The sequence below is a fragment of the Rathayibacter sp. VKM Ac-2803 genome, from assembly GCF_009807175.1.
Lineage (GTDB): Bacteria > Actinomycetota > Actinomycetes > Actinomycetales > Microbacteriaceae > Rathayibacter.
On record NZ_WUCD01000001.1, the window covers coordinates 3,536,864 to 3,550,280 of the forward strand.

Sequence of the window (13,417 nt, forward strand, 5' to 3'; positions counted from 1 at the left end):
GGGGGACCGGGGATCAGGAGGAGGCGATCGCCTCGGTGACGGCCGATCGCGCGTCGGCGGCGCTGTCGGCCGCGAGGGCGAGCTCGGCGAACCGCCTGGCCTCGTCGAGGGTGTGCTCGGCCAGCTCGGCGCGGACGTCGGCGAGGGCCGACGGCGACATCGAGAGGCTCGTCGCGCCGAGGCCCACGAGGACGACGGCGAGCAGCGGGTCCGCGGCGGCCTCACCGCAGATGCCGACGGGCTTGCCCAGCGCGGCACCGGCGCGGCCGACCTCGCCGACGAGGCGGAGGACGGCGGGGTGCCACGGGTCCTGGTAGGCCGACACGGTGCCGAGCATCCGGTCGGCGGCGAGGGTGTACTGGGTCAGGTCGTTCGTGCCGATCGACGCGAAGTCGGCGACGCCGAGGATCCGGTCGGCGAGCAGGGCCGAGGAGGGGACCTCGACCATGACGCCGGCCGTGCGGATGCCGAGCTCCTTCGCCATCGCGGTGAAGTAGCGGGTCTCGTCGACCGTCGCGACCATCGGCGCCATCACCCAGAGGTCGGCGTCGGTCGCAGCGTCGGCCTGCGCGAGCGCGGTCAGCTGGTCGCGGAGGATCTGCTCGCTGGCCCGGAGCGCGCGGAGTCCGCGCAGACCGAGAGCCGGGTTCTCCTCGTGGTTGTCGTTGAGGAACGCGAGCGGCTTGTCGGCGCCGGCGTCGAGCGCGCGGACGACGACCTTCCGGCCGGGGAACGCGGCCAGCAGGCGCGTGTACTGCTCCGCCTGCTCGGCGACCGTGGGCGCCTCCTTCGCATCGAGGAACAGGAACTCGGTGCGGAAGAGTCCGACGCCCTCAGCTCCCAGCTCGACGGCCTGCTCGGCGCCGTCGGCCGAGCCGAGGTTCGCGAGCAGCGGCACGGCGTGCCCGTCGGCGAGGGCTCCCGGGACGACCGGCGCGGCGAGCATCTCGGCCCGCTGGGCGATCGCGGTCTTGGCCTCGCCGATCTCGGAGTCGGAGGGGTTCACCGTCACGACGCCGGAGGAGGCGTCGAGGATCACGAGCTGGCCGTCGCGCAGGTCGAGCGCGCCGGCGGTGCCGACGATCGCGGTGATCGACTTCTCGCGGGCGAGGATCGCGGTGTGGGACGTCGGTCCGCCGTCGCTCGTGACGAGTCCGAGGACCTTGTCGAGGTCGAGCAGGGCGGTGTCGGCCGGGGCGAGGTCGCGGGCGACGAGCACGAACGGCTCGTCCGACTCCGGGACCCCGGGGGCGGCGACGCCACGGAGGTGCGCGACGACCCGCTGCGAGACGTCGTCGAGATCGGTCGCGCGCTCGGCCATGTAGCCGCCCATCGCCACCAGCAGGTCGCGGAACCCCGCGAACGCCTCGTGCACCGCGCGCTCGGCGGTCTTGCCGCCCGAGATCCGCGCCTTGACGTCATCCGCGAGCGAGGGGTCCTCGGCCATCAGGGCCTGGGCGTCGAGCACGTCCTTGGCCGATCCGCCGGCGCGCTCACCGCGGTGGCGGATGGTCGCGGCCGTGGCCGAGAGCGAGACGACGGCCCGCTCCTCCTCCTGCGCGACGGTCCGCGTGCTGGCGGTGTCCTCGGGTTCGGGCAGCGGATCCGGCATGCGCAGGATCGGCCCGAGGGCGAGGCCGCGACCCACTCCGGTGCCCTGGAGCTTCGCGGAGGCGTAGGCGGTCTGAGGAGTGGACAGCGTCATGAGTGCTCGTTCCTGTCGTTCGGTCTCGTCGGTGAGACGGGGAGCGGGGGTGTCGAGTGAAGGTGGTCGCAGGCGACCTGGGAGTGGCGCTGAGAGACTCAGCGCCCGGACTCAAGCGTCGTGGTCAGTCGTGAGGAATTCGGCCAGCTCGTCGAGCACGGCCTGCTCGTTGTCGCCCTCGACGGAGAGGGTGAGCTCGTCACCGTGCTCGATGCCGAGCGAGATGATGCCGAGGATCGACGCGGCGTTGACCGCGGTCGACTCGCCCTTCTTGACGAGGACCTTCTGGCCCGACTTCGCCGCGGCCTGGCTGAACAGCGAGGCGGGGCGGGCGTGGAGGCCCTTCGAGGATGCGACCTGAACCGTGCGCTCGACCATGAACGTGTCTCCTTGAATCTGCAGTCGCCGCGACTGCGTCAGTGGTGCCCGGAGTCGGGCTCGGCACTCGGGAGTGCCGTCTGGACGGAGGTGTCCCCACCCGGGTCCGCCACCACCGCGCGAGCGGCGAGGAGGATCGGGAGGGTGTCGAGCACGGCATCGGCACCGTGCCCTCCGAAGACGTCGTGCGGGAGGAGGGCCGCCGCGACTCCGACACGCGCCGCCTGCCGGCGGAGCCCGTCGAACTGCGACTCGAGATGCGGCCCCACGAGGAGGACATCCGCCCCGGGGAGGGAGTCCTCGAGCCCCTGGAGGCTCTCCGACCGGAACGAGGCGGTGATGCCCCGCTCCTTCGCGCCCGCTCGCAGCCGGTGAGCCAGGAACGTGCTCGACGCGCCTGCACCGCAGACGATCAGGATCTTCTGCACCACGTCCGCCTCCTCGCGCCCGGGCCTGCCTCACTGCACAACGTCTTCATTGAAGCATCACGAAGGAGGCGATCACCCGCCCCGCAGAGAATCTTCCGCGGGGCAGGAAGCGCGGATTCCCGGCCGTCGGCGCGGGGGTCCCGGGCGCGGCGCCGAGATGATTGACTGCGGGGACGACGACTCGCGGACCCCGCGACGAGCGGATCCGCCGCCCCGCGGTGGCGCTCCTCGCGACGAACCGGTCCGCACGCCTGGAGCCCTGGATGCCTGACAACCGCGAACGCCTGCTGGAGTACCTCTCCCGGGCGGACGGCTGGGTGACGGCGCACGAGCTGGCCGATCGGCTCGGGGTCACCACCCGCAGCGTCCGCAGCTACGTCACGGCCGTGAAGGCGCAGGCCGCTCCCCTCGAGCCGGTCGAGTCCTCGGCCAACGGCTACCGGCTCGCGCGTGACGCCTATGCGGCCTTCGTCGAGGCCCAGCGCCTGCGCGACGTCGAACCCGACACTCCCCGCGACCGGCTCTACAGCCTCGTCCGGCGTCTCGTCGACTCCGACGACGGGCTCGACGTGGTGTCCCTCGCCGAGGCACTCGCGGTCAGCGAGTCGACGGTCGAGGCGGATCTGCGCCGGGTGAAGACCCTGGCCGACGAGGCCGGGCTCGCCCTCGCCCGTCGCGCCTCCTCTGTGCGGCTCGAGGGCAGCGAGGAGGCGCGGCGGCGCCTGATCTCGCGGATGTTCCGCGATGAGAGCGCTCAGGGCGTCTTCACCCTCGACGACGTGCAGCGCGAGTTCGCCTCCCCCGGACTCGGCGCCTTCAAGACCGAGCTGCTCGCGGAGCTCGAGTCGCGCGGCTACTACATCAACGACTACGGCGTGAACAGCGTCCTCCTGCACATCGCCATCGCCGTCGACCGCGTCTCGCGGGGCATCGGCGACCCGGCGGGGGCCCGCCCCTCCCCCGCGCTGCACGGCGAGCTCGCCGCGGTGCTCGCCGAGCTGGTCGAGCGCCACTTCACCACCCGGCTCACCGACGCCGAGCTCGCGCAGCTCGCGATCCTGATGACCACCCGCGTCGCGACGCCCGGCCAGAACGAGCCCGTGTCCGTCGTCGTCGAGAACTACGTCGACCCGGACGACCTCGCGGTGGTGCGCGAGCTCGTGGCGGAGGTGAACCGGGAGTACCTGGTCGACCTCGACGACGAGGGCTTCATCGTCCGCCTCGCCCTGCACGTGCGCAATCTGATCGCGCGCGCCTCCGAGGGCGGCTACTCCCGCAACCCGCTGACGCGCTCGATCAAGACCAGCTTCCCGATGACGTACGAGATCGCGGTGTTCCTCGCGAGCGGACTGCAGCGCCGCCGCGGGATCGTCGTCAACGAGGACGAGATCGCGTACATCGCCCTGCACGTCGGCTCGTTCCTCGAGCGGGTCTCGCGACGCGAGGAGCGGCTCTCGTGCGTGATCGTGTGCCCGAACTACTACGACCTCGCGCACATGCTGCGGCTGCGGGTCGAGCGCTCGCTCGGCACCGAGGTCGAGGTGCGCTCCCTGATCACCAGGAGCGACGTCGACTGGGACCGCCTCACCGCCGACATCGTCATCACGACGATCGACGAGCGGCCGTACTCCGACGAGGTCGTCGTCGTGCAGCCCTTCCTCACCGACCACGACGTGGAGGCGGTGCGCCGCGCCATCGCGCGCGTCCGCCGTCATCGCCGGCGTGCGCAGATCAAGGACGAGCTGCTGCAGTTCTTCGACGGGGCGCTGTTCTTCCGCAACCTGCACGCGCGCGACGAGTCCGCGATGATCCGCCTCCTCGGTGAGCGGATGATCGCCGAGGGCATCATCGACGAGGACTACGTCGACGGCGCCATCGAGCGCGAGCGGATGAGCTCCACGGCGTTCACCGACAACCTCGCCGTCCCGCACGCGATGGCGATGAGCGCCCGGCGCACCTCCATCGCGATCGTCGTCAACGACGCGCCGATGGAGTGGGGCGAGCAGCGGGTGAACGTGATCGCCATGATCGCGTTCGCCTCCGCCGGCCGCAGCACGTTCCAGTCGGTCTTCGACCAGTTCGTCGAGGTCTTCGCCGAGCGCGCCGAGGTGCAGCGCCTGATCCGCCGCTCCACCGACTTCGGCTCCTTCATCGAAGAGCTGGTCAGGGTGTTCGACAGCTAGCTGTCGAACGCGCGAACCAGCTCTTCCCAGGCGGCAGGTGAGGCGGTCCAGTAGACCGACCTCACCACGGAAGCTCGTGGTGCGCAACGGCGACCCTCACAGGGTCGCTCCATCGATATCTCTGGCGGGGATCGGGAGGGCACTGTCGTCCTCTCGCGCCATCCCGCGCCCTACGGGCGCCCGCCAGACCCGAGCCGGGCGCGAGAGGACGACAGCACCCTCCCTCCGCGTCGGTTCAGAGGAGCCCCACCCTTCCTGAACCCGAGGAGCGGGTGGGGTGCCTCGTCGCGGCTCCTGGCTCGGGTCTGGCGGGAGCGCCGCAGGCGCTCGGGAGGGAGCCGCGACGAGGCACCCCGCCCGATCCGGTCGCCGTCCGGCACCGCTGCAGCGCGAGGTGGCCGGACGCCAGGACCGCGCCTCCTAGGCGAAGGGTGTGGGAGTGATCCCGTACTGAGCGAGCCCCGCCGCTCCCCCGTCGGCGAGGGTGGTGACCCAGATGCCGTCGCGGTGCACCGCGACCGAGTGCTCCCAGTGCGCCGCCATGCTGCCGTCGACGGTCGCCACCGTCCAGTCGTCGTCGTGCACGAGGGTCTCGGCGCTGCCCGCCGTGACCATCGGCTCGATCGCGACGACCAGCCCGGGCTTCACCTCGGGTCCGCGCTGGCGCACCCGGTAGTTGAAGACCGGCGGCGCCTCGTGCATCGAGCGGCCGATGCCGTGGCCGATGTAGTCCGTGAGGATGCCGAAGGCCTGGCCGCGCTTCTCGGCCTCGTCCTCCACGTACTCCTCGATCGCCGCGCCGACCTCGTTGAGGTGGCGGGCGGAGGCGAGAGCCGCGATGCCGCGCCAGAGCGCCCCCTCGGTCACCCGCGAGAGCTCGGTGCCCGCGGCGATCTCGTCGGGCCGCTCGGGATCGGGCAGCACGATCGTCATCGCCGAGTCGCCGTTCCAGCCGTCGATCTCGGCGCCGCTGTCGATCGAGACGATATCGCCGGGCCGCAGCACCCGCGCGCCGGGGATCCCGTGCACGACCTCGTCGTCGACCGACGCGCAGATCGTGTGGCGGTATCCGGGGACCAGCTTGAAGTTCGAGTGCCCGCCGAGCTCGACGATGGCCGCTTCCGCGACGGCATCGAGCTCGAGGGTCGTCACACCCGGGCGGATGACGGCCCGCACCGCGTCCAGCGACGCGGCCGTCGCCAGCCCCGGCGCGAGCATCGACCGCAGCTGGTCGGGGGTCTTGTAGAGCGAGGAGCGCAGCGCCACGGCTCAGGCGGCCGACGGGTCGTCGACCAGTCCGCCGACCCGGTGGCCCTCGAGGGCCGTCACGATCCGGTCGGTGACCTCGTCGACAGGTCCGAGACCGTCGACGACCACGACCAGCCCGCGGGCGGCGTACACGTCGATGAGCGGCGCGGTCTGCTCCTCGTAGAGGGCCAGGCGACGACGGATGACGTCCTCCGTGTCGTCGCTGCGACCCTGCTCGGTCGAGCGCTTGAGCAGCCGTCCGACGACCTCGTCGGGGTCGGCCGTCAGCTGCACGACGGCGTCGAGCCGGTTGCCGTCGGCGGCCAGGATGCGGTCGAGCTCGTCGACCTGCTCGGTCGTCCGCGGGTACCCGTCGAGCAGGAACCCGGTCGACGCGTCCGCCTCCTGGAGCCGGTCGTGCACGATCGCGTTCGTCAGCTCGTCGGGCACGTACTTGCCCGCATCGAGGTAGGCCTTCGCCTGCAGGCCGAGCTCGGTCTCGTTCGCGACGTTCATCCGGAAGATGTCGCCGGTCGAGATGGCCGGGACGTCGAGGACCTCGCAGAGTCGAGCGGCCTGAGTGCCCTTGCCGGCGCCGGGAGGGCCGATCAGCAGGAGACGGAAGCCGACCGGGGTCGAGATCATCGGAGGAGCCCTTCGTAGTGGCGCTGCTGCAGCTGCGAGTCGATCTGCTTCACCGTCTCGAGTCCGACTCCGACGATGATCAGGATCGACGTGCCGCCGAAGGGGAAGTTCTGGTTCGCACCGACGAGCGCCAGGGCGATGAGCGGCACCAGGGCGATCAGGCCGAGGTAGACCGAGCCGGGCAGCGTCACCCGGGTCAGCACGTAGTTCAGGTACTCCGCGGTCGGCCGACCGGCGCGGATGCCGGGGATGAAGCCGCCGTAGCGCTTCATGTTGTCGGCGACCTCGTCGGGGTTGAACGTGATCGCGACGTAGAAGTAGGTGAACCCGACGATCAGGAGGAAGTAGAGCGCCATGTAGAGCGGGTGGTCGCCCTGCGTCAGGTAGTTGGTGATCCAGGTCACCCAGCCGGGTGCCTCCTGGCCGGCCGCCGGCTGGTTGAACTGGGCGATCAGCGCGGGGAGGTAGAGCAGCGAGGACGCGAAGATGACGGGCACGACGCCGGCCATGTTCACCTTGATCGGGATGTAGGTGTTGTTGCCGCCGTACGTGCGGCGTCCGACCATCCGCTTGGCGTACTGGACCGGGATGCGCCGCTGCGACTGCTCGACGAAGACGACCGCCACCACCAGCACGAGGCCGATGCCGAGGACCAGCAGGAAGGTCTCGAAGCCGCGCGACTGCGCGATCGACCAGAGCGAGGTGGGGAACTGGGCCGCGATCGAGGTGAAGATCAGCAGCGACATGCCGTTGCCGATGCCGCGCTCGGTGATGAGCTCGCCCATCCACATGATGATGCCGGTGCCCGCCGTCATGGTGATGACCATGAGGAGGATCGAGTACCACTCGTCGGTGATGATGAGCGCCGAGCACTCGGGGACGCCCGAGTTGCCGAAGAGGGCACCGGAGCGGGCGACCGTGATGAGGGTGGTCGACTGCAGGACGCCGAGCGCGATCGTGAGATAGCGGGTGTACTGCGTCAGCTTCGCCTGACCGGACTGCCCCTCCTTGTAGAGGGTCTCGAAGTGCGGGATGACCACGCGCAGCAGCTGCACGATGATCGACGCCGTGATGTACGGCATGATCCCGAGCGCGAAGATCGACAGCTGGAGCAGGGCTCCACCGCTGAAGAGGTTCACGAGCTCGTAGAGACCCGAGGTGCCCTGGTTGCCGGCGAGACAGGCCTGCACGGCGCTGAAGTCGACGAACGGAGCAGGGATGAAGGATCCCAGCCGGAAGATCGCCACGATCGCGAGAGTGAAGCCGATCTTGCGGCGGAGGTCGGGGGTGCGGAAGATCCGCGCAACGGCGCCAAACACTACCTAAGGTCTCCTGCTCAGTTCTTGGTGCGGGATACAGGTCGAGCTTGCCACCCGCTCTCCACGGGTCTGTGACCCGTGGGGAGTCGGCGTGACAAGCTCGACCGACAAGCTGCTGGTGCTACTTGATGGATCCGCCCGCAGCGACGATCTTCTGCTCCGCGGAGCTGGAGACCTTGTCGACCGCGACGTTCAGCTTAACCGCAATGTCGCCGTCGCCGAGGACCTTCACCTTTTCGTTCTTGCGAACGGCACCCTTGGCGACGAGGTCGCCGATGGTGACGTCACCGCCCTGGGGGTACAGCTCGGCGAGAGCGGAGAGGTTCACGACCTGGTACTCGACGCGGAACGGGTTCTTGAACCCGCGCAGCTTCGGGGTGCGCATGTGCAGCGGCATCTGCCCACCCTCGAAGCCGACGCGCACCTGGTAGCGGGCCTTGGTGCCCTTGGTGCCGCGACCGGCGGTCTTGCCCTTGGAGCCCTCACCGCGGCCGACGCGGGTCTTCGCCTTCTTCGCGCCGATGGCGGGACGGAGGTGGTGGACCTTGAGCACCTGCTCGCGGGTGGCGGGCGCCTCGGCGGCGCCCTTCTTGGTGGCGGCCTGCGTCGGAGTCGTGGACTCCGCGACGGCCTGGTTCTTCTCAGCCATTAGTCAATCTCCTCGACCTTCACCAGGTGGGCGACGGTCTTCACGTATCCGCGGTTCTGAGAGTTGTCCTCGCGGACGACGCTCTGACCGATCTTCCTGAGGCCGAGCGAGCGCAGCGTGTCGCGCTGGTACTGCTTCTCGCTGACCTTCGACTTGATCTGGGTCACCTTCAGCTGGGCCATCAGGAACCTGCCTTCGCGCTGGACGCGGCGGCGAGTGCATCGGCCTCGGCACGGACCAGGCGCGGCGGGGCGACCTGGTCGAAGTCGAGACCACGACGAGCGGCGACGGCGCGCGGCTCCTCGAGCTGCTGCAGAGCAGTCACGGTCGCGTGGACGATGTTGATGGTGTTCGACGAGCCGAGCGACTTGCTCAGGACGTCGTGGATGCCGGCGCACTCGAGCACGGCGCGGACGGGACCGCCGGCGATGACACCGGTACCCGAGGACGCGGGACGCAGGAGCACGACACCGGCAGCGGCCTCACCCTGCACGGGGTGCGGGATGGTCGAGCCGACGCGCGGGACGCGGAAGAAGTTCTTCTTCGCCTCCTCGACGCCCTTGGAGATGGCGGTCGGGACCTCGCGGGCCTTGCCGTAGCCGACGCCCACCAGTCCGTTGCCGTCGCCGACGACGACGAGAGCGGTGAAGCTGAAGCGACGACCGCCCTTGACGACCTTCGACACGCGGTTGATGGTCACGACGCGCTCGAGGAACTGGCTCTTGTCGGAGTCACGCCCTCCACGGTCACGGCCGCCCTGGTTGCGGTCACGGCCGCCGCGGCGAGGCTCGCGAGCCTCCTGCTGCGGCTGCGTGGACGCAGCGGTCTCGACGGGGGCCTCCGACACAGCGGCGACCTCGGGTTCCTTGTTCTCTGCCGCGCTCACAGGTTGAGCCCTGCCTCTCGTGCTCCATCGGCGATCGCGGCGACGCGACCGGCGTACTTGTTGCCTCCGCGGTCGAAGACGACCGCCTCGACACCGGCGTTCTTGGCGCGCTCGGCGACGAGCTCGCCGACCTTGCGGGCCTTGGCGGTCTTGTCACCGTCGAACACGCGGAGGTCGGCCTCGAGGGTCGACGCGGACGCGAGGGTACGACCCTGGGCGTCGTCGACGACCTGCACGAAGACGTGGCGGGCCGAGCGGTTGACGACGAGGCGGGGACGCTCCGCCGATCCGACGACCTTCTTGCGCAGACGGTCGTGACGACGACCGCGCGCGGCGGACTTGCTCTTTCCTCTGGTTCCGAGTCCCATGATCACTTACCGCTCTTTCCGGCCTTGCGGCGAACGACCTCGCCGGCGTAGCGCACGCCCTTGCCCTTGTAGGGCTCGGGCTTGCGGATCTTACGAATGTTGGCGGCCACTTCACCGACGGCCTGCTTCGAGATGCCGTGCACGGTGAGCTTGTTGTTGCCCTCGACCGTGAACGAGATGCCCGCGGGCGGGGTGACGACGACCGGGTGCGAGAAGCCGAGCGCGAACTCGATGTCCGAGCCCTTGGCCAGCACGCGGTAGCCGGTGCCGACGACCTCGAGGCCCTTGGAGTAGCCCTGCGTGACGCCGATGATGTCGTTCGCGATGAGCGTGCGGGTGAGGCCGTGGAGCGAGCGCGACTCGCGCTCGTCGTCGGGACGCGAGACGAGCACCTGGGTGCCCTCGACGGAGACCTGGATGGGGCTGGCGACCGGGACGGTCAGCTCACCCTTGGGGCCCTTGACGGTCACGACGGATCCGGCGACGGAGACGTCGACGCCCGCCGGGATCTCGATGGGGAGTCTTCCAATACGCGACATGAGGGATTACCACACGTAGGCGAGGACTTCCCCACCCACGCCCTTCTTCTCGGCCTGGCGGTCGGTCAGCAGACCGCTCGACGTGGACAGGATCGCGACGCCGAGGCCGCCGAGCACGGTGGGGATCTCGGTGGACTTCGCGTAGACGCGGAGACCCGGCTTCGAGACCCGCTTGATGCCGGCGATCGAGCGCTCGCGGTTCGGGCCGTACTTGAGGGAGATGGAGAGCGTCGTGCCGACGCGCGCCTCCTCGACCTTCCAGTCGGCGATGTAGCCCTCGCGCTTGAGGATCTCGGCGATGTGCGCCTTGAGCTTCGAGCCGGGGAGGGCGATGGAGTCGTGGTGCGCGGAGTTCGCGTTACGGATTCTGGTCAGCAGATCTGCGACCGGATCAGTCATGGTCATGGCTGATGGTGCCTTTCTCGCCTGGTTTCGGCACCCTTTACAAGAGTGACGACCTGTGGTGTGGGACGGCGCCGACGACGTCGACGCCCATGCGGCCGCGCGTGCGCAGGCCAACGAACCATGGTACATGGCTGAAGGCCGACGGTCGAGGCCGATATTCCGGAGAGAGCAGCCCTCCTCCGTCGCGGACGACACGAGAGGGGTACGACAGAGCCGGGGAGCGGTTCGCACCACCCCCCGGCCCGGGTTCCTTGCTACGCGTTGTCCGCCGACTTGAACGGGAAGCCGAGCTGCTTGAGCAGCGCGCGACCCTCGTCGTCGGTCTTCGCGGTGGTCACGACGGTCACATCGAAGCCGCGGACGCGGTCGATGCGGTCCTGGTCGATCTCGTGGAAGATCGACTGCTCCGTGATGCCGAAGGTGTAGTTGCCGTTGCCGTCGAACTGGCGGTCCGACAGTCCGCGGAAGTCGCGGATGCGGGGCAGCGCCACCGAGAGCAGGCGGTCCAGGAACTCCCACGCGCGGTCACCGCGGAGGGTGACGTGCGCGCCGATGGCCTGGCCCTCGCGCAGCTTGAACTGAGCGATGGACTTGCGGGCCTTGGTGACCTGCGGCTTCTGGCCGGTGATCGCGGTGAGGTCCTTGATGGCGCCGTCGATGATCTTGCCGTCGCGGGCAGCCTCACCGACGCCGGTGTTCACGACGACCTTGACCAGGCCGGGGACCTGGTGGACGTTCGTGAAGCCGAACTGCTCCTTGAGCGTGCTGATGATCTCGGCCTGGTACTTGGCCTTCAGCCGCGGCTGAACCTTCGCAGCCACTGCGGTGGTGTCAGTCATTACAGTTCCTCACCCGACCCCTTCGCGTAGCGCACGCGAACGGTCTTGGTCACGCCGTCCTTCGTGACGGCCACGTTGCGGTGGCCGACACGGGTCGGCTTCTTGGTCTTCGGGTCGACGACCGCGACGTTGGAGATGTGGATCGGAGCCTCGACGGTCTCGATGCCGCCCTCCTTCGATCCGCGCTGCGACTGGCCGACGCGGGTGTGCTTCTTGACGAAGTTCACTCCCTCGACGACGACGCGGTTGCGCTCGACCAGGACCTCGAGGACCTTGCCCTGCTTGCCACGGTCTCCGCCGCGGGCCTGGGTAGCGCCCGAGATGACCTGGACGAGGTCACCCTTCTTGATCTTGGCCATGACTAGATAACCTCCGGTGCCAGCGAGACGATCTTCATGAACTTCTTGTCACGGAGCTCGCGACCGACCGGTCCGAAGATGCGGGTGCCGCGGGGGTCCCCGTCGTTCTTCAGGATCACGGCGGCGTTCTCGTCGAACTTGATGTACGAGCCGTCGGGACGACGGGTCTGCTTGATGGTCCGGACGATGACCGCCTTGACGACGTCGCCCTTCTTGACGTTGCCACCGGGGATCGCGTCCTTGACGGTGGCGACGATAATGTCACCGAGGCCCGCGTAGCGGCGGCCGGAGCCTCCGAGGACGCGGATGGTGAGGAGTTCCTTGGCGCCGGTGTTGTCGGCGACCTTCACTCGGGATTCTTGCTGAAGCATGTGTCTCTCCTGCTAACTCAAGTAGGCCGCGGCCTACTTGGCCTTCTCGAGGATCTCGACCAGGCGCCAGCGCTTCGTGGCGCTGAGGGGACGGGTCTCGCTGATGACGACGAGGTCGCCGATGCCCGCGGTGTTCGACTCGTCGTGAGCCTTGACCTTGGACGTGCGGCGGATGACCTTGCCGTACAGGGGGTGCTTCACGCGGTCCTCGACCTCGACGACGATGGTCTTGTCCATCTTGTCGCTGGTCACGTAGCCGCGGCGGGTCTTGCGGTAGCCGCGAGCGCCCTCCTGCTTGACGTCGTGGGCGGCCGACTCGTGGCCGGCGGTGTCATTGACGGTTGCCATTACTTGGCCTCCTCGTTCGACTCGGGCGCCTCGACCTCGGCCTTGGCGGCCTTCTTGGTCTTGGGCTTCTTCTCCGCCTTGGCCGGGGCCTCGACGGGTGCGGGGGTGGCACGGATGCCCAGCTCGCGCTCACGGATGACCGTGTAGATGCGGGCGATGTCGCGCTTGACGGCACGCAGGCGGCCGTTGGTGTCCAGCTGGCCGGTGGCCGACTGGAAGCGGAGGTTGAACAGCTCCTCCTTGGCCTTCTTCAGCTCCGTGACGAGACGCTCGTCCTCGAAGGTGTCGAGCTCGGTGGGGACGAGCTCCTTGGATCCGATCGCCATTACGCGTCTCCCTCCTCGCGCTTGATGATGCGTGCCTTCAGGGGCAGCTTGTGAATGGCACGAGTCATGGCTTCGCGAGCGAGCTTCTCCTCGACGCCGGCGACCTCGAAGAGGACGCGGCCCGGCTTGACGTTCGCGACCCACCACTCGGGCGAGCCCTTACCGGAACCCATGCGGGTCTCGGCGGGCTTCTTGGTCAGCGGGCGGTCGGGGTAGATGTTGATCCACACCTTCCCACCGCGCTTGATGTGACGCGTCATGGCGATACGAGCGGACTCGATCTGACGGTTGGTCACGTAGGCGGGGGTGAGAGCCTGGATGCCGTACTCACCGAACGACACCTTGGTGCCACCGGTGGCCTGGCCGGAGCGGCCCGGGTGGTGCTGCTTGCGGTGCTTGACTCGACGGGGAATCAACATGG

General features: G+C 69.1%; 19 protein-coding genes. 1 reads left to right on the forward strand and 18 read right to left on the reverse strand.

The window, feature by feature from the left end; translation table 11 throughout:
- Positions 1 to 13: 13 nt before the first annotated feature.
- The 3 genes from ptsP to GRS96_RS16580 all read right to left on the reverse strand — a co-directional run bounded on the left by ptsP (position 14) and on the right by GRS96_RS16580 (position 2,514).
- Positions 14 to 1,705 carry a phosphoenolpyruvate--protein phosphotransferase gene (ptsP, locus tag GRS96_RS16570; protein WP_159852400.1) on the reverse strand — a complete coding sequence of 564 codons (1,692 nt, stop codon included), beginning with the start codon at positions 1,703 to 1,705 and terminating at the stop codon, positions 14 to 16.
- Between the two features lie 111 nt (positions 1,706 to 1,816).
- On the reverse strand, positions 1,817 to 2,083 hold the full coding sequence (locus tag GRS96_RS16575; RefSeq protein WP_159852402.1) for an HPr family phosphocarrier protein: 267 nt from the start codon (positions 2,081 to 2,083) through the stop codon (positions 1,817 to 1,819).
- Between the two features lie 38 nt (positions 2,084 to 2,121).
- Positions 2,122 to 2,514 carry a PTS sugar transporter subunit IIB gene (locus GRS96_RS16580; protein ID WP_236553648.1) on the reverse strand — a complete coding sequence of 131 codons (393 nt, stop codon included), beginning with the start codon at positions 2,512 to 2,514 and terminating at the stop codon, positions 2,122 to 2,124.
- Between the two features lie 260 nt (positions 2,515 to 2,774).
- Between GRS96_RS16580 and GRS96_RS16585 the strand changes: the two genes are divergently transcribed.
- Complete coding sequence (locus tag GRS96_RS16585) at positions 2,775 to 4,694, forward strand: BglG family transcription antiterminator (protein WP_159988998.1); 1,920 nt, start codon at positions 2,775 to 2,777, stop codon at positions 4,692 to 4,694.
- Positions 4,695 to 5,114: 420 nt separating this feature from the next.
- Here the strand turns inward: GRS96_RS16585 and map are convergent, their stop codons facing one another.
- The 15 genes from map to rplP form a co-directional block, all read right to left on the reverse strand.
- Positions 5,115 to 5,960 (reverse strand): type I methionyl aminopeptidase, encoded by an 846-nt coding sequence (map, locus tag GRS96_RS16590; RefSeq protein ID WP_159988999.1) that lies wholly within the window; start codon positions 5,958 to 5,960, stop codon positions 5,115 to 5,117.
- Between the two features lie 3 nt (positions 5,961 to 5,963).
- Positions 5,964 to 6,587: an adenylate kinase gene (locus tag GRS96_RS16595; RefSeq protein ID WP_159852410.1), complete on the reverse strand. Its 624-nt coding sequence runs from the start codon at positions 6,585 to 6,587 to the stop codon at positions 5,964 to 5,966.
- Positions 6,584 to 7,906, reverse strand: coding sequence for a preprotein translocase subunit SecY (secY, locus tag GRS96_RS16600; RefSeq protein WP_159852412.1), 1,323 nt, complete (start codon positions 7,904 to 7,906; stop codon positions 6,584 to 6,586). The genes GRS96_RS16595 and secY overlap by 4 nt, the downstream gene beginning before the upstream one ends.
- Before the next feature lie 121 nt (positions 7,907 to 8,027).
- Positions 8,028 to 8,555, reverse strand: a complete 528-nt coding sequence (rplO, locus tag GRS96_RS16605) for a 50S ribosomal protein L15 (RefSeq protein ID WP_159852414.1) — start codon at positions 8,553 to 8,555, stop codon at positions 8,028 to 8,030.
- The gene (rpmD, locus tag GRS96_RS16610; protein WP_173232138.1) at positions 8,555 to 8,737 is read right to left on the reverse strand and encodes a 50S ribosomal protein L30; all 183 of its coding nucleotides are present in this window, start codon (positions 8,735 to 8,737) and stop codon (positions 8,555 to 8,557) included. The genes rplO and rpmD overlap by 1 nt, the downstream gene beginning before the upstream one ends.
- Positions 8,737 to 9,441: a 30S ribosomal protein S5 gene (gene rpsE, locus GRS96_RS16615; RefSeq protein ID WP_159852416.1), complete on the reverse strand. Its 705-nt coding sequence runs from the start codon at positions 9,439 to 9,441 to the stop codon at positions 8,737 to 8,739. Before rpsE ends, rpmD begins: the two co-directional genes overlap by 1 nt.
- A complete protein-coding gene (gene rplR, locus GRS96_RS16620; RefSeq protein WP_056037296.1) occupies positions 9,438 to 9,809 on the reverse strand; it encodes a 50S ribosomal protein L18 in 372 nt (123 codons plus the stop codon). Before rplR ends, rpsE begins: the two co-directional genes overlap by 4 nt.
- A gap of 2 nt (positions 9,810 to 9,811) precedes the next feature.
- Positions 9,812 to 10,348, reverse strand: a complete 537-nt coding sequence (rplF, locus tag GRS96_RS16625) for a 50S ribosomal protein L6 (RefSeq protein WP_159852418.1) — start codon at positions 10,346 to 10,348, stop codon at positions 9,812 to 9,814.
- Positions 10,349 to 10,354: 6 nt separating this feature from the next.
- A complete protein-coding gene (rpsH, locus tag GRS96_RS16630) occupies positions 10,355 to 10,753 on the reverse strand; it encodes a 30S ribosomal protein S8 (protein ID WP_159852420.1) in 399 nt (132 codons plus the stop codon).
- Positions 10,754 to 11,007: 254 nt separating this feature from the next.
- Positions 11,008 to 11,592 (reverse strand): 50S ribosomal protein L5, encoded by a 585-nt coding sequence (gene rplE, locus GRS96_RS16635; protein ID WP_056037308.1) that lies wholly within the window; start codon positions 11,590 to 11,592, stop codon positions 11,008 to 11,010.
- Positions 11,592 to 11,951, reverse strand: coding sequence for a 50S ribosomal protein L24 (rplX, locus tag GRS96_RS16640; RefSeq protein WP_159852422.1), 360 nt, complete (start codon positions 11,949 to 11,951; stop codon positions 11,592 to 11,594). Before rplX ends, rplE begins: the two co-directional genes overlap by 1 nt.
- A gap of 2 nt (positions 11,952 to 11,953) precedes the next feature.
- A complete protein-coding gene (gene rplN / locus GRS96_RS16645) occupies positions 11,954 to 12,322 on the reverse strand; it encodes a 50S ribosomal protein L14 (protein WP_159852424.1) in 369 nt (122 codons plus the stop codon).
- 33 nt (positions 12,323 to 12,355) lie between these two features.
- Entirely contained in the window at positions 12,356 to 12,670 is a 315-nt protein-coding gene (gene rpsQ, locus GRS96_RS16650) for a 30S ribosomal protein S17 (protein WP_159852426.1), read from the reverse strand.
- Positions 12,670 to 12,996: a 50S ribosomal protein L29 gene (rpmC, locus tag GRS96_RS16655; protein WP_159852428.1), complete on the reverse strand. Its 327-nt coding sequence runs from the start codon at positions 12,994 to 12,996 to the stop codon at positions 12,670 to 12,672. Before rpmC ends, rpsQ begins: the two co-directional genes overlap by 1 nt.
- Positions 12,996 to 13,415, reverse strand: coding sequence for a 50S ribosomal protein L16 (gene rplP / locus GRS96_RS16660; protein WP_085475023.1), 420 nt, complete (start codon positions 13,413 to 13,415; stop codon positions 12,996 to 12,998). The genes rpmC and rplP overlap by 1 nt, the downstream gene beginning before the upstream one ends.
- Positions 13,416 to 13,417 lie beyond the last annotated feature (2 nt).